This is a genomic window from Ignavibacteriota bacterium, from assembly GCA_013285405.1.
GTDB lineage: Bacteria > Bacteroidota > Ignavibacteria > Ignavibacteriales > Ignavibacteriaceae > IGN2.
Window position 1 is genome coordinate 240,300 of record CP053446.1, and the last position, 17,013, is coordinate 257,312.

Genomic DNA, 17,013 nt, shown 5'->3' on the forward strand with positions numbered 1-17,013 from the left:
TTATGGCAGAAGCCGGATTGTTTACGCTCGGTGTTGAAGAAGAATTTCAGATCGTTGATCCGAATACCGGCGAACTGAAATCACACATACAACAGATAATTGAAGAAGGTAAAATAATTCTTGCCGAAAAAGTAAAAGCTGAAATGCATCAATCTGTTGTTGAAATCGGTACTGATATTTGTAAAGATATTCACGATGCAAGAAATCAGGTAACAAAACTCCGCCAGGAATTAGCAAAGCTTGCTGCAAAAAATAATTTAAGAATTGCTGCAGCCGGAACTCATCCTTTTTCACACTGGAAAGATCAAAAGATAACTGAACATCCGCGATATCAGGAAATAATAACCAATTATCAGCAGGTTGCACGGGCGAATTTAATTTTCGGTCTTCACGTACACGTTGGTATTGATGACAGAGAAATTGCTATTCACGTTATGAATGCTGCCAGATATTTTCTTCCACATATATTTGCTTTATCAACAAACTCACCTTTCTGGCTGGGAAGAAATACCGGATTTAAATCTTACCGAAGCAAAGTTTTTGATCGTTTTCCAAGAACAGGAATACCGGATTACTTCGGAAGCATAGCTGAGTACGACAATTATGTAAAGCTTCTGGTAAAAACAAAATGTATTGACGATGCAAAAAAAATCTGGTGGGATATTCGTCTGCATCCATATTTCAACACACTGGAATTTCGTATCTGCGATATTCCAATGAGAATCGATGAAACAATTTGTCTTGCAGCAATTATGCAGGCTGTGGTTGCGAAACTGTACAAATTAATAAAACAGAATCTTGGTTTCAGATTGTACAGAAGAGCTTTAATTGCGGAAAATAAATGGCGTGCTGCACGTTATGGTATTCATGGAAAATTAATTGACTTTGGTAAGCAGGAAGAAGTTGACTTTAAATTTCTTGTCGGCGAACTTCTTGATTTTATTGATGATGTAGTTGATGAACTTGGTTCAAAAGAAGAGGTTCATTATGTTAAAAAGATTCTGGAAATGGGAACAGGTGCTGACCGTCAGTTAAAAGTATATGAGCAATCGGGTGATACAAAATCTGTAGTTGATTTTTTAATTCAGGAAACTCATATTGGGTTGTGATGCCCACACCTCCGAAGGAGTCCTTTGGACTAGCCTCTCCCAAAGGGAGAGGAATTAATTTTATTTTTTTCATAATTAAACTTTCTAAATGAACACAAATTTTTGCATAAAAGAATTAATTAAAATAACTCCCCTTCCCTTTGGGAAGGGGTTGGGGGTTAGGCTGTGATTAAAATTGCAACAATAGATCTCTATAATAATGAACGCAATGAAGGAATGCGGTGTATTAAGGAAATTGTTTCTGAAGCTAAAGCTAGGAATAATGAAATTGAAATATCTTATAAAGTTTTTGATACCAGATACAAAGATGAAGTTCCCGGAATTGAAAATGATATCTTCATTTCATCGGGCGGACCCGGAAGTCCGTTTGAAGGTGAAGGTACTCTGTGGGAAAAAGATTACTTCAACATTATTCAAAAAATCTGGGACCACAACCAATCTAATTCTGAAAGAAAGAAATATTTGTTCTTCATCTGTCATTCATTCCAGATGATGGGGAGATTTTTCAAATTCGGTACAGTTAATCAGCGTCATTCAAAATCATTTGGAGTGATGCCATTCACATTAACTGATGAAGGAAAATCTGATCTGATATTTTCTGGACTATCAAATCCATTTTATGCTGCCGATATTCGTCAGTTTCAGGTTGTTAATCCAAATAAAACAGTTATTGATGAACTTGGAGCGAAAATTCTATCGTACGAAATTGTTGATGATAACGAACAAGCAAAACCTGCACTTGCTGCTGTGAGAATTTCATCTGAGATTGTCGGCACTCAATTTCATCCTGAAGCTGACCCGGAAAGTATGCTATATCATTTCAAACAGGATGAAAGAAAGAAACAGGTTGTTGAAAAGTACGGTGAGGAAAGATATTTCGGGATGATAAAAATTCTTGAACGGCCTGATACGATTAAAAAAACAAGAATGACTGTCCTTCCGTCATTTCTGAAAAATGCGATTGAAGAGTTAAGCAAAGTCATGGTGAAGTAAATACAAGTATGTCATTGCGATCCGGCAGCTACCGGATCGCAATGACAGCATAAAGAGAAATATGATACCAGAACTACGCAAAAAATTCAACCAGGAATTCACTCAAAAAAAGTATGATGCTTTCCTTAAAGACATTAATACTTCATTAAAGTATCCGTCTGACTTTCGTATTTCTGAAACTCCCCTTTTCTTAAGTGATGAACTCATAGCAAAACTTTTGAAAGCCTGCAACGAACTCTGCATGCAAGTAACGAGTTCTGAATTCAAGGTGAAGATGAGAGACGCTGTTCCTCCACATCTGAATATTCCGGGAGAAACTGACCATCCTGAATTATTTGTTTTTGATTTTGCAATCTGCAAAAATGAAAAAGATGGATTTTATCCGAAGCTGATTGAGCTTCAGGGATTTCCGACTCTGTATGGATATCAATATTTCCTCGAAAGAAAAATCAGAAATCATTTTGATATTCCTGAAAACTTTACAACATACTTCAACGGAATTACACCAGAGAAATATATTGAAATGCTTCGCGAAGTAATCGTTGCTGATGCTGATCCTGCAAATGTTATTTTACTGGAAATAGAACCTGAGAAACAAAAAACGAGAATTGATTTCGCTGCAACAGAAAAGTTAATTGGTGTTAGTGAAGTCTGTATATCAGATTTGATCAAACGTGGGAATAAATTGTTCTACAAAAAAAATAAAAAAGAAATTCCGATTGAAAGAATCTACAACCGCGTAATATTTGATGAACTCAGCAGGACCGAAAAGAATTTCAATTTTGATTTGCAAGAAGAACTGAACGTTACCTGGGTTCCTCACCCGAACTGGTTTTATAAAATAAGCAAGTATTCACTGCCGGTACTTAAAGGTGAGTACGTTCCGAAATGTTTTTACCTGCGTAATCTCACTACTTATCCTGCTGATCTGGAAAATTATGTTTTAAAACCGCTCTTCTCTTTTGCCGGACTCGGAGTTAAAGTTGATGTAACAAAACAAATGCTCGATGAAATAAAAGATCCTGAAAATTATATTCTGCAGGAAAAAGTTGAATACGCTCCGTTGATTGAAACTCCCGACGAAAAAGCCAAAGTTGAAATAAGGATGATGTATTTGTATGATAAAGTACCAATACTTGTCAATAATTTAATAAGACAAAGTAAAGGAAAGATGATGGGAGTTGATTTCAATAAAAACAAAACCTGGGTTGGCGGCAGTGCCGCGCTGCATAAAATGTAGTTGTGTGAATTACACAAACTCAATTCCTCAGAGTGTTATTTTGCTGTAAAGGAATTGGGTTTGTTTCTATCCTTCATCTTCCAAATCAATTTATTATATTTACACACAAATCTCCGGCTATTCTGTTTGTTTTTTCTATTACACCAGACGGAATATTTATTCACAGGATTTTTAATTCAATAAAATGTTAAAATTTGATTTTCACATATCAAAAGCGGCAAGAGAAAAATACGAGCTTGAGCAATCGCTATTCTCGGTTACCGGAAAAGTAATTCTTGCAGATTATCAGCAGTCACGGATTCTTTCGGAAAAAATAAATTCAAAAAGAAGAGAAGAAGGAAATGACCAATTCGTGACCGCGGGACAGATAAATGCACTCGGTTTGCTTCACGAAATATTCCATTTATTAATGAGAAAGTATGAAGAAAGTGACAATCCCGGAGTTTTCGGAAAAGCAATCATACATCTAAAAAACGAAATCAGTGAAACCGGATTTGAAAAAACTATTCTGGCATTTGTTGAAGAATTCCCTCCACTGTCAGTCTATAATAAAATAATTACTTCCGAAGAATATTTGAGAAGGAACACTTCGGGTAAACCAAATAAAGAAATTATTCTTGAGGAAATAATTCTTCTTTATATGGAAAACAGTAATCCTGCTGCTTCAAATCTTCGTGAATTGTATGCTGATGATAATCTTTCTCTTAAAACAAATTACAAACAGTTGATTGAAAAAACAGAAAAGTTTTTTGATAATGAAATTCCAACAAGACTGGGTGGACTTCCTCTCTTCAAACTTTTGCGAAAACCGATTTCATCAAATCCGTTTGATCTTGAAAAGCAGCTTGATTTTGTCAGAACTGAATGGGGTGCATATCTGGGTGATGATCTTCTAAACAGACTTCTCCGCGGAGTTGATCTTATCAGGGAAGATTACAAACTATTCGTGCCTCACGGAGGCGGCGAAAAAGGAACTCCTCCCGTACCAACTTATGATGAAGATCTTGAAAGATTAAGAATAATCAGGGATAAACTTTCTGCAGAGAAAAAACTTTCAGAAGATGAAAGACGATTTTATCTCGAGTATGAAAAATTCACTGAAGACGTTGGCTGGATCCCGGAAGTTGTGATGATAGCAAAGAATGTTTACGTGTGGCTGCATCAGCTTTCAATTAAATATAAAAGAGAAATTAAAAAACTCGATCAGATTCCCGATGAAGAACTTGATCAGCTTGCAAGATGGAATTTTAATGCTCTTTGGTTAATCGGAATCTGGGAGCGTAGTTCGGCTTCACAAAAAATAAAACATCTGACAGGAAACATCTCCGCAGTTTCGTCCGCGTACTCACTATATGATTATGTTATTGCAGAAGAACTTGGCGGCGAGCGGGCATTTCAGAATTTAAAAGACAGATCATGGGTGCGTGGAATCAGAATGGCAAGTGACATGGTTCCAAACCACATGGGAATATTTTCAAAATGGGTAATAGATAAACCAGATTATTTTCTTCAGAGAAATGAACCACCCTATCCAAATTATACCTTCAATGGACAGAATCTTTCTGAAGATGACAGAGTTGAAATCAGAATTGAAGATCAGTATTACAGCCGAAAGGATGCGGCTGTGGTTTTTCAAAGAAGAGACAGATATACAGGTTCGGTAAAATATATTTATCATGGCAATGATGGAACAAATATGCCATGGAATGACACCGCACAATTAAATCTTTTGAATCCTGAAGTTCGCGAATCACTGATTCAAACGATTATGCACGTAGCAAGAAAAACTCCGATCATCCGATTCGATGCAGCGATGACTCTTGCAAAAAAACATTATCAACGACTTTGGTTTCCTGCACCCGGTTCCGGTGGCGCAATTCCATCAAGAACAGATTATTCGATGACGATTGAAGAGTTCAATCGGATTATGCCAAATGAATTCTGGAGAGAAGTTGTTGATAGAATAAATTCAACTATGCCTAATGTTCTTCTGCTTGCTGAAGCATTCTGGCTGATGGAAAGTTATTTTGTCCGAACCCTCGGGATGCATCGAGTTTACAACAGTGCTTTTATGCATATGATGATGAAAGAAGAAAATGAAAAGTACCGGCAATTGATTATTAACACGCTTGAATTTAATCCGGAAATTCTGAAACGATATGTAAATTTTATGAGTAATCCCGATGAGGAAACGGCTATAAATCAATTCGGTAAAGGTGATAAATATTTTGGAGTTGCTGTAATGATGCTTACTATGCCCGGTTTACCGATGTTTGGTCACGGACAGATTGAAGGATTCTCAGAAAAATATGGGATGGAGTATAAGCAATCATATTATAAAGAAAACGCAGATGAACATCTTGTCTGGAGACATACTAAAGAATTATTTCCATTAATGAAGATGCGGTATCTTTTCAACCAGGTAGAAAATTTTGAGTTGTATGATTTTCTTGATAAGCATGGTGATGTTAATAATAGTGTTTATGCATTTAGCAACAAGTCAGGAAACGATTCAGCTCTGGTTCTTTACAACAATTCATATTTTGAAACTGAAGGAAGTATTATCTTTTCACATCCAAAAATGATATCAGGTAATGGAGGAATGAAAAGACCACATCATATAGCAGAATTGCTCAACTTCAAATCTTCAAAAGAATACTATTACATATATACAGATCACAGAACTCAACTTCAGTTTCTGTTATCAGGGAAAGAAATTGCTGAACAGGGATTTAAAATTCATTTGTTCGGATATCAGTACAGAGTTTGTCTGCAATTTCAAGAGATCTATGATGCTGAAAGAAAATTTGAAAAGCTATATACTCTTCTGAACGGAAAGGGAGTAACTTCGGTTGATGAAGCTTTGAAGGAAATGGAATTGCTTCCGCTTCATTTGAAGTATGAAAATTTCTTTTCTTACGATAACATGGAAAAAATAAGAATTTATCTTCTTCACAAACCTGATAAGAAAAAGAAAGATGAAGCTGTTGCATTGCCGGGTAAAATGGATAAAGAGCTTGATAATCTTGTAACTGAATTCAGTAATTACTTCGATAGTAAAACTAAACCGGATAAAGTGAAAAAGAATTTTCAGAAAGATCTTTCAAACAGCAGGAATTTCTTTCAACTATGGATTGCTCAGAACAATCGAAAAAATGCAGCTAAATGGATGAAAAGTTGTGATGAAATTCTTCCGGTGAACAGTAAAATTGAAAAAAGGAAAGAGTATTTAACTTTCGTTAATGTATTGCTGCTGAAACAACTCTTCGTTAAAAAGTCCGATCATCAAAAAATAAAAAAACTCTTTGACGAACTTTTATTTTCAAAACCAATTAAAAATCTTTTTCAAAAGCAGGTTAACGGTTCTAGTTTTCATCTGACAACAGAACTTATTAAAGTTTTAATATCATCTTTCCTGTTCGAAAAGCAAAAACGAATTGTATCACCAGACGACAAAAAGACAAAAGTGACAGTTAAATCTGACCTGAACAAAAACAATTTTCTGCCTTTGATTAAAGTATTGCTTGGCGAGAATATTGTTCATAATTTTCTTCGTGTAAATGAGTTTGAAGGTAAAACATATTTTAATAAGGAAAATTTTGAGGAACTTGCAAAGTGGATACTTTTATTTCATCTGTTAGCTTTACAATCGAATTTAAACGATAATAAAGATAACAGCAGCAAGTTTAAAAAATCAGAGATCGAAAAAGAAATAATCAAAAATGTAAAAGATAATTTTGAAAAATATAATGAGCTTATAGCTAAAGCTGATGCAAACGGTTATGATTTTATCAAATTCAAATCTGAATTAGATAAAGCGCCGGACGAAAATGAAAAAGTAAAGAAACCAACTAAAAAAAGGAACAAGAAATGAAAAAGAATTTTTTGTGGGTGTGTATTTTAATTTGCATATCAGCTTTGAATATCAATGCTCAGTTTACTCAGCAGAATGCATTTCCTAATCTGTCATTCAACAGCCCAATATTTTTAACTGATGCAGGTGATAGTACCAACAGAATTTTTATCGTTGAACAATCAGGAAGAATCAAAGTATTTCCAAATTCATCCACCAGTTCTTCAGCAAAAGTATTTTTGAATATTACCGACAGAGTTACATCAGGTGGTGAGATGGGTTTATTAGGATTAGCATTTCATCCTGATTATAAAAACAATGGTTACTTTTATGTGAATTATACAACGGATGATCCGAATTTGAGAACAGTAATTTCACGTTTTCAGGTTACAAGCAACCCTGATTCAGCCGATAAGAACAGTGAGTTTGAAATTTTAACATTCAATCAGCCTTACCAGAATCATAATGGCGGATGGATTGGATTTGGACCAAATGATGGCTATCTGTATATCGCAGCAGGTGATGGCGGCTCTGGTAATGATCCTGATAATAATGGTCAGAGAATAAATACTATGCTGGGAAAAATTTTACGAATTGATGTAGATGGCGGAACTCCTTATGCTGTTCCGCAGACAAATCCATTTTATGACTCCACTAATGTAAATATTAAAAAAGAAATTTATGCATGGGGTATGCGAAATCCGTGGCGCTGCAGCTTTGATCCTGAAACCGGCTGGCTTTGGGCTGGCGATGTTGGTCAATATGCCTGGGAAGAAATTGATATAATCGAAAATGGAAAAAATTACGGCTGGCGCTGTTATGAAGGTAATCATACAAATATTATGTCAGGTTGTAATTATCCTGAATATATTTTCCCTATATGGGAATATGATCATAGTCCTGAATGTTCAATTACCGGCGGTTATGTTTACAGAGGTTCTACTGTCCCGGAACTTGAAGGAAAATATATTTATGGAGATTATTGCTCAAATAAAATCTGGGCATTGACTTATGATGGAATTAATCCAGCAACAAATCAATTATTGTTGACTACTTCCGGTGGACTTGGTTCTTTCGGTGTTGATGAAAATAAAGAACTTTACTGGACATCTTTTAATGGAAAAATTTATCGTTTTGTGCCAACAGTTACTTCGGTTGAAAATCAAATTAATCCTACTGAATATTCACTTGAACAGAATTATCCAAATCCATTCAACCCAACCACAATAATAAAGTATAATCTTCCTGAAGAGAGTGAAGTAACAATCCGTATTTATGATTCAATCGGGAAGGAAATTGATTCAATCACAGCCGGTATTCAACAGAAAGGTTCATATCAAAAAACCTGGAATGCAGAAAAATTTTCTTCCGGAGTTTATTTCGTTAAGATGACAGCAAAATCGCTTTCATCAAACAAAACATATTCTAAAGTAATCAAGATGTTATTTATGAAATAGAAAAAACTTTTAAAATCTATTTTTGTTTTTTGGCGATCTTTAGATCGCCTTTTTTATTTGTATCTTTAACAATAAAATTTTACCGGGAAAATGAAAATCTCAAATCACTTTTTAATCTTTGCTGTTTTGATACAATGTTGCTGCTCTTTTGCACAAACCTCAGAAACAAAAGATGACTTAAAAAAATTTTATGAACAATACAATGTCGCTGGTTCTTTTGTTCTTTATGATCAGAATAATGATGAATATATTTTTTATAATGAGTCCCAATTTACAACTCCATTTACTCCAGCCTCAACTTTTAAGATTTGTAATTCATTAATTGGTTTGGAAACAGGAGTTATAGAAGACGAAAATTATGTATTACCCTGGGATAGTTTGATGCGACGAATACCTGCGTGGAATCAGGATCAGGATTTAAAAACTGCATTCAAAAATTCAACTGTCTGGTACTACCAGGAACTCGCCAGAAGAGTTGGCGGTGAGCGAATGAAATACTGGTTAGATAAAACTGAGTACGGAAATACTGATACATCAGGTGGAATTGATCAGTTCTGGTTGACAGGTGGACTTCGGGTTTCTCCCGAACAGCAGATCTATTTTTTAAGAAAACTTCACGATAATAAGCTTCCCTTCTCTCAGCGATCCATTGATATAGTTAAAAAAATAATGATAACAAAAGAAACTCATGATTATATTGTTCGCGCAAAAACAGGCTGGGGTGATCAGGATAAATTAAATATTGGCTGGTATGTTGGTTATGTCGAGACAAAAGGCAATGTCTATTATTTTGCTAATTGTATCCAGTCATCCGATGACGATAATCCTGATTTTGCTAAAGCGAGAATTGAAATAGTTTACCGAATACTCGAAGAATTAAATTTGATTAGTAACTAAATAAATTACTATTATTATGTACGAGTATAAGACAAATGGATTCTTTGCACAGGTTACTGGTAAGATGGAGAACATCTGCCAAGAAGAATTAATTGAGCTTGGTGCAAAAGAAACAGAAGTCGCATATAAAGGAGTTTATTTCAAAGCCGATCTTCAAACTCTCTACAAAATTAATTACACATCAAGATTAGCATCGAGAATTCTTGCACCATTAATTACTTTTCCTTGCAGAAGTACAGATTATTTATATCAGAAATCAAAAAAAATTCACTGGGAAGATTTTTGTTCTCTAAAAAAAACATTTTCTATCAGCGCTTCTGTTTCCAATAGCAGAATCAATAACTCGCTCTACGCATCTCAATGTTTGAAAGACGGTATCGCAGATTATTTCAGATCAAAAAACGGAAAACGTCCTGATGTTGAAGTTGTTAATCCTGATGTACGCTTCAACTTACACATTGAAAAAGATACAGCCACAATAAGTTTAGATACTTCTGGTGAATCACTTCACAAAAGAGGATACAGGCTTCTTGCTGGTGAGGCTCCGATGCAGGAAACTCTTGCAGCAGCAATAATAAGAATCAGTAAATGGGATGGTCAAAATACTCTGTACGATCCAATGTGCGGTTCAGGAACGATTCTCTGTGAGGCATTGATGCATTATTGCCGAATTCCTGCACAAGCGCTTCGAAAGAAATTTGGATTTTATAATTTACCCGAATTCAACCGTAATGAATGGAATAAAGTGAAAGCAGATTCCGACAGTAATGTTCGTCCATTATTAAAAAACATTATACGTGGAAGTGATAAATCGCCGGATGCTATAAAAATTGCCAGGAAAAATTTATCTCGTCTCCCCTATTCTGATGCAGTAGAACTTTCTTCAACATCATTTGATCAAATAAAAGAATTTGAGAGCGGAACACTAATAACAAATCCTCCTTATGGAATGCGGCTTGGTGAATCTGAGGAAGTACAAAATCTCTATAAAGTATTTGGTGATTTTCTTAAAACAAAATGTGCCGGAACTTCAGCTTTCATTTATACCGGAAATCCTGAGCTTCGTAAATTTATCGGACTTAAAACAACTAAAAGAATTCCGCTGGACAATGGTAAATTAGAAGGGCTACTTTTGCAGATAGATAGTTATAAAGGAAGTAAGAAGAAAAAATATCAACAAACTTTCGATAAAAATGTTTGAGCTGCTTCGTAAACATATTGAAAAAAGAGTACAACTTTCGGATGAAGAATTTGAAATAATAAAAACTTATTTTATTCCGAAGAAACTCAGGAAGAAACAATTTTTATTGAATGAAGGTGAAGTCTGCAGATATATCGGTTTTGTAAATTCGGGATGTTTGAGAATCTACTCCATTGACAACAAAGGTTTAGAACACATTGTTCAGTTTGCAATTAAAGACTGGTGGGTTTCGGATCTTAACAGCTTCCTTTCGGGAAAACCTGCTGAATTTAATATTGATGTCTTGCAGGATTCAGAGCTTCTGCTTCTTGAAAAAGAAGCCAGAGATGAATTACTTGATAAATGCCCAAAGATGGAAAGATTTTTCCGGATACTGATAGAATCAAACCATGTTGCAAACAATCAGCGTATTGTTGATTCACTCAGCACATCTGCAGAAGAACGCTATCTGAAGTTTATCCAAACCTATCCAAAACTTTTTGAAATAGTCCCACAAAACCAGATTGCTTCTTATCTTGGAATTACACCTCAATCTTTAAGCAGAATTCGAAAAGAGCTTTCACAGAAATAATTTTCAGAATTGTCTTTCCGAACCTGCCTTGCTGTCAAGCAGGTTTAATCTGGAATCTGTTCTGAATATTAAGATGCTGTCCAAAGGACTCCTTCGGAGAAATCAATTCAGCATAACAAAAAAAAGTTATCATATGTTAACTTCATTTTTTAACATAAGTGAATGCATTGCCATTTATATTGTAATAACTTTGGTGCAGATGTTTAACAAATAAAGTCAATAAAATAGAAAGGAAAATACAATGTCAATATGGAAAATAGACCCGGCACACTCCGAGATAAATTTTAAAGCAAAGCATCTTGTGGTTTCAACTGTAAGAGGTAATTTTAAAACTTTTGATGCTACAATAGAATCAAAGAAGGAAGACTTCACAGATGCAAAGGTTAAATTTGAAGCAGATGTAAAAAGCATCGATACGAATAATGATCAGAGAAACACTCACTTGAAATCAGCAGATTTTTTTGATTCTGAGAACCATCCGAAGATGACTTTCGTTTCTACTTCGATAAAAAGATTATCTGATTATGAATATCAGGTTAAAGGAAATCTTACGATCAGAGGAATAACTAAAGAGATAACTCTCGATGTGATATTTAACGGTGTTGTCACAGGATTCGGTGGGACTGAAGTTGCAGGATTCGAAGTTCGTGGAAAAGTAAACCGATTCGATTATGGACTACAATGGAATGCGCTTACTGAAGCTGGTGGTGTTGTTGTAAGTAATGAAATAAAAATAGAAATACTTGCAGAATTCAACAAAGTTAACAAAGAAGAAAAAACTGTAAACGAAAAAGAATTACAGTCTGTCTGACTTCAGCCTCCTGTCAGACATCTGATAAGCCCGATGGAAAAATCTATCGGGCTTTTTATTTAGCATGTGCAGCATTGATATTCTGGTTTAGAAATCTGCCAACAGCATTTGCACAATTCTCGCCATCAATAGCAGAAGAAACAATCCCGCCAGCATACCCAGCACCTTCACCGCATGGAAATAATCCATTTAATTCAACGTGCATAAAAGTTTCCCGGTCTCTGGGAACTCTGACCGGAGAACTTGTCCTGCTTTCAACACCTACCATTACTGCTTCATCACTAAGATAACCTCTCATCCTGTAGTTAAAATCTTTTAAAGCTAATTTTAATCTTTGAACTATGAATGATGGAAGTTCTTCATCAAGTCTTACTGAAGTAAGCCCTGGTATGTATGATGATTTTGGCAGTATTTGTGTGAATTTTCCTTGAAGAAAATCAATTGCTTTTTGTGCAGGTGCAGCTAATGAATTTCCTGCAAGCCTGTAAGCGTGCTGTTCTAAATTTTGCTGAAGAATTAACGCACTGAATGGAGAGTTGTCATCTTCAGATCGCTTCCAATCATGTTCCTTTATTTCAACAACCAAACCTGAATTGGCAAATGGTGAATCTCGTCTTTCCATTGACATTCCATTTACAACAATTTCACCCGGTGCGGTCATAGCTGGTATTATAATCCCTCCGGGGCACATACAAAATGAGTAAACACCCGCACCATCAATATTAGTAGCAAGACTATAGTTTGCAGAAGGAAGATTTTCCGGTTTCACTTTTACATGGTATTGAATCTCATTTATCAATGGCTGCGGATGTTCGATTCTTACACCCATGGCAAAAGGTTTAGCTTCAATTTTTAATTTTTGTTTATCCAGTATTTTAAAAATATCTCTTGCTGAATGACCGGCAGCAAGAATAACTGCATCGCCAAAAAATTCCTGATCGGAATTGACAACAACTCCTTTTATCTTTTTACTCTTTATGATAAAGTCTGTTACTCTGGAAGAATAATGTATCTCACCACCTGCATTTAAGATTGTATGTCTTACATTAGCAATAATTTTTGGTAATTTATTTGAGCCAAGATGAGGATGGGTATCAACAAGAATATCAGGGTGCCCGCCATGCTGAACAAGAATTTCCAAAATTTTGGAAACATTACCCCGCTTGACAGCTCGTGTATAAAGTTTTCCGTCGGTGTACGTTCCTGCTCCGCCTTCACCGAAACAATAATTAGAATCATTATCAACTATTTGTTTACTTTGCAGAGATTTTAAATCACGTCTCCGCGTTTGAATGTCTTTCCCACGTTCAAGTATTATTGGTTTAATCCCAAGTTCAATCAATCTCAATGCAGCATATATTCCTGCAGGACCCAATCCAACTACAATTGCTTTCTTCTTATCATCCACTGGTTTATAAACGTAATGCGGCTTCTCTATGGAAGGTTTTTCTCCAACGTAAACATCTGCAAAAATGTGGAATACCGGACTTTTACGCGCATCGATAGACCTTCTGATCGGTATAATTGCTGTTATAGACTCAGGTCTTACCGATAATTTTCTGGAAGCAATGTAGCGGAAAAAACCTTCTTCATGAATTTTTTCCGGTGGTATAATTATTTCAATCTGATATTTCATTCTTATTTCTTTTTTTTTAGTTAAAAAATACTTTTTGTGTATCCGCCATCAACCTGAATGGTTATACCTGTAACATAGCTTGCCGGTATTGAAGCAAGAAATAAAACTACTGAAGCAATCTCTTCAGGTTTTGCAAGACGATTAAGAGGAATTTGCTTTGCCATCTCAGCCAGGATTTCTTCATGAGATTTTCCTTTTTCTTTTCCTGCAACTACTGCGAGTTCATACAACCTGCTTGTCAAAGTCATTCCGGTTGCAACATTGTTAACAGTGATATTAAATTTTGCAATTTCGTTACTCAGAGATTTTGCAAAGCCGGTAACTCCTGCCCGAAGAGAATTCGAAAGTATTAAATTATCAACGGGCTGCTTTACAGAAATTGATGTTAAATTAATTATTCGTCCCCAATAATTTGCCATCATACCTGGTAAAACAAGTTTTGAAAATCTAATTGCACTTAGAAGCACCTGTTCATAAGCAAAATTCCAATCTTCTTCTTCAAGTTCCTGAAATAAACCAGGAACAGGACCGCCACAGTTATTTACAAGTATGTCTATATTACCAAAATTAGAACTGACCGCTGCAAATGTATTCTCTATATCTTTCTGCTTGTTCAGATCACAAACAGACCAGAAAATATCGGTGTTGTATTTTTCTCTCAATTCTTTGGCTGTAACAAGCAGATTTTCTTTAGAGCGTGAAGATATAGCCACCTTACAACCCTCTTCTGCAAATAATTCTGCAGTTGCTTTTCCAATTCCTTTGCTAGATGCTGTGATAAGAACAGTCTTATCCTTTAGACCTGTTTCCACATTATCCTTTTTTAATTTGTTTAAATTTAAAACGATTGGCAGGAATTAAAATAAAGGAATTAATTTTAATTTTTTACTGAATTACCTACAATTTTTGAAGTATCGATTGCTATTACCAATTCTTCATTCGTTGGAATTCGAAAAACTTGAACTTTCGAAGAACTTTCGGAGATAATGTTTTCTCCGTTTTCATTTTTTAGCTGATCGAGCTTTATACCAATAAACTCCAAATTCTTGCATACTTCTCCTCTAACTTCAGGAGAATTTTCACCAATACCTCCGGTGAATACCAGTGCATCGAGTCCACCCATAGCAGCAGCGTAGGCTCCAGCATATTTTTTAATCCTGTAACAGAATATTTCAAAAGCATAGATTGATCGCTTCTGTTGATCCTTCACAGAGGCAAGAATTTCGCGCATATCACTGCTCTCACCGCTTATACCAATAAGTCCTGAATGTTTATTTAATAGAGTTCCGGCTTCATTTAAAGACAAACCTTCTTTTCCCATTATGTAAAGAATTAGTGATGGATCAAGGTCACCGCTTCTTGTCCCCATAAGTAAACCTTCAAGAGGTGTAAATCCCATTGAAGTATCAACTGAAATACCACCGTCAACAGCAGCGATACTGCAACCATTACCGAGATGAGCAGTTACAATTTTCAGCTTACTTATATCTTTTCCCATCATCTCGGCAGCTTTTTTAGCAACATATAGATGTGAAGTTCCGTGGAAACCGTAACGACGGATTTTATATTTTTTATATAATTCATAAGGTATCCCGTACAGAAATGATCTCGGCGGCATTTTAGAATGAAATGCCGTATCAAAAACTCCAACCTGTGGTGTGTTTGGAAGTAATCTGGATGTAGCCTGAATACCTTTTATATTTGGTGGATTATGCAATGGGGCAAGTTCGATGTTATCCTGAAGAACTTGAATGACTTCATTATTGATCAATACAGAACCGGTAAATGACTCACCACCATGAACGACACGATGACCAACTGCATCAATCTCTTTCACATCTTTAATAACACCATGATTGGGACTTAATAAAATTGCAATAACGTATTCTATTGCTATTTGATGATCGAGGATCTCTCCGGCAATTTTCATACTTTCACCGTCGTGTCTTTTGTGTGATAAGACAGCCCCCGTCATACCGATTCTTTCAACCAATCCTTTTGCAAGAGCAGTTTCAGAATTTGTGTCAATGAATTGATATTTTATTGATGAACTTCCGCAGTTTAGTACTAATACTCTCATTTTATTATTTCTGAATATATTTTAATTATTATTGATGATGTTTCCGTTTTCGTCATATTTATAAAATCCTTCACCGGTCTTCTTTCCGAGTTTCCTTTCACGAACCAATTTACGCAGAATGGGGCAAGCACGATAACGTGCTTCACCAAGAGTTTTCCACAATGTTTCCATCCACGCAAGAACTTCATCCAAACCCATGCTATCAGCCATTTCAAGCGGACCCATCTGAAAATTATATCCAAGTTTCATTGCTGTATCAATGTCTTTGGCTGTTGCAACACCTTCCAGCAGAATATACATTGCTTCATTCAGCAAAGGAACAATTGCACGTGTAGTAACAAAACCGGGATATTCATAAACTTCTACAGGAGTTTTACCAATATTTGATATAAATGATTTTACCCGGGTTGTTGTGTCAATTGATGTATGCAAACATTTTACAACTTCAACAACAGGAATTTTTGGCACAGGATTCAAAAAGTGCAACCCGATCATTTTATCTGGTCTGCTTGTTTTTTCTGATATCTTTGTTAAACTCAGAGTTGATGTATTAGAAACAAAAATACAATCATTCTTTGCCCTCTTGTCCAATTGAGTAAAGATTTCCACTTTAAGGTTGAAATCTTCATCAACAGCTTCAATGATAAGATCACGATCGGAAATTTTATCGAATGAAGTATCCCAGATTATCCTGCTGAGGATTGCTTTCTTTTCAGATTTGGTCATTGCCCAGCGATTAATTTCGCGATCCATAATATTTGAAAGTATCAGCTTTGATTGTTTTAATTGTTTCTCATTCTTTTCAATTAAAAGAACATCAAGACCAGCAGAAGAAATAGTTTGTGCGATTCCCTGTCCCATAACTCCTGCACCGATAATTGCTATATCTTTAATTGAATCCTGATCAACTGTTTTAGGTGAGGACTTTAATAGATCTTCTAATTTTAATTCTTTTACTGGCATTGGTTTGCCCCTTTCTTTCTGAGGATTAAAATGCGCGTTTTGCTTGTGGGATTGTCATCGCTTAGCGGTTTAGCAATCTTGAAAAAATATTTCATTAATACACATCAAAGTTAAAGATAATAAAGATGTTTTAATAACAGCGAAATTAAATTCAGCGGTGATAAAGATGAAATTAATTACAGAAATGATTTTCGTCACAAAA

Annotated in this window: 13 protein-coding genes; 9 read left to right on the forward strand and 4 right to left on the reverse strand. The window is 35.4% G+C overall.

Annotated features, from left to right (window positions below):
- Nucleotides 1-2: 2 nt before the first annotated feature.
- The 9 genes from HND39_01065 to HND39_01105 all read left to right on the forward strand — a co-directional run bounded on the left by HND39_01065 (nucleotide 3) and on the right by HND39_01105 (nucleotide 12,132).
- Entirely contained in the window at nucleotides 3-1,109 is a 1,107-nt protein-coding gene (locus tag HND39_01065) for a carboxylate-amine ligase (GenBank protein QKJ94962.1), read from the forward strand.
- A 165-nt stretch (nucleotides 1,110-1,274) separates the two neighbouring features.
- Nucleotides 1,275-2,102 carry a GMP synthase gene (locus HND39_01070; GenBank protein ID QKJ94963.1) on the forward strand — a complete coding sequence of 276 codons (828 nt, stop codon included), beginning with the start codon at nucleotides 1,275-1,277 and terminating at the stop codon, nucleotides 2,100-2,102.
- A 61-nt stretch (nucleotides 2,103-2,163) separates the two neighbouring features.
- Nucleotides 2,164-3,342: a hypothetical protein gene (locus tag HND39_01075; GenBank protein QKJ94964.1), complete on the forward strand. Its 1,179-nt coding sequence runs from the start codon at nucleotides 2,164-2,166 to the stop codon at nucleotides 3,340-3,342.
- Between the two features lie 184 nt (nucleotides 3,343-3,526).
- Nucleotides 3,527-7,216, forward strand: coding sequence for an alpha-amylase (locus tag HND39_01080; protein ID QKJ94965.1), 3,690 nt, complete (start codon nucleotides 3,527-3,529; stop codon nucleotides 7,214-7,216).
- On the forward strand, nucleotides 7,213-8,652 hold the full coding sequence (locus tag HND39_01085; protein ID QKJ94966.1) for a T9SS type A sorting domain-containing protein: 1,440 nt from the start codon (nucleotides 7,213-7,215) through the stop codon (nucleotides 8,650-8,652). Before HND39_01080 ends, HND39_01085 begins: the two co-directional genes overlap by 4 nt.
- A 90-nt stretch (nucleotides 8,653-8,742) precedes the next feature.
- Nucleotides 8,743-9,549 carry a class D beta-lactamase gene (gene blaOXA / locus HND39_01090; protein ID QKJ94967.1) on the forward strand — a complete coding sequence of 269 codons (807 nt, stop codon included), beginning with the start codon at nucleotides 8,743-8,745 and terminating at the stop codon, nucleotides 9,547-9,549.
- A 16-nt stretch (nucleotides 9,550-9,565) separates the two neighbouring features.
- Complete coding sequence (locus tag HND39_01095; GenBank protein ID QKJ94968.1) at nucleotides 9,566-10,750, forward strand: class I SAM-dependent RNA methyltransferase; 1,185 nt, start codon at nucleotides 9,566-9,568, stop codon at nucleotides 10,748-10,750.
- Nucleotides 10,743-11,321: a Crp/Fnr family transcriptional regulator gene (locus tag HND39_01100; protein QKJ94969.1), complete on the forward strand. Its 579-nt coding sequence runs from the start codon at nucleotides 10,743-10,745 to the stop codon at nucleotides 11,319-11,321. The genes HND39_01095 and HND39_01100 overlap by 8 nt, the downstream gene beginning before the upstream one ends.
- A 241-nt stretch (nucleotides 11,322-11,562) precedes the next feature.
- A complete protein-coding gene (locus HND39_01105) occupies nucleotides 11,563-12,132 on the forward strand; it encodes a YceI family protein (protein ID QKJ94970.1) in 570 nt (189 codons plus the stop codon).
- Between the two features lie 55 nt (nucleotides 12,133-12,187).
- Here the strand turns inward: HND39_01105 and HND39_01110 are convergent, their stop codons facing one another.
- From HND39_01110 to HND39_01125, 4 genes are all read right to left on the reverse strand, one after another.
- Nucleotides 12,188-13,768, reverse strand: a complete 1,581-nt coding sequence (locus HND39_01110) for an FAD-binding protein (protein QKJ94971.1) — start codon at nucleotides 13,766-13,768, stop codon at nucleotides 12,188-12,190.
- A 20-nt stretch (nucleotides 13,769-13,788) separates the two neighbouring features.
- Complete coding sequence (locus HND39_01115; protein ID QKJ94972.1) at nucleotides 13,789-14,580, reverse strand: SDR family oxidoreductase; 792 nt, start codon at nucleotides 14,578-14,580, stop codon at nucleotides 13,789-13,791.
- A gap of 65 nt (nucleotides 14,581-14,645) precedes the next feature.
- Nucleotides 14,646-15,848 carry an acetate kinase gene (locus tag HND39_01120; protein QKJ94973.1) on the reverse strand — a complete coding sequence of 401 codons (1,203 nt, stop codon included), beginning with the start codon at nucleotides 15,846-15,848 and terminating at the stop codon, nucleotides 14,646-14,648.
- A gap of 21 nt (nucleotides 15,849-15,869) precedes the next feature.
- On the reverse strand, nucleotides 15,870-16,811 hold the full coding sequence (locus HND39_01125) for a 3-hydroxybutyryl-CoA dehydrogenase (protein ID QKJ94974.1): 942 nt from the start codon (nucleotides 16,809-16,811) through the stop codon (nucleotides 15,870-15,872).
- Nucleotides 16,812-17,013: the final 202 nt, after the last annotated feature.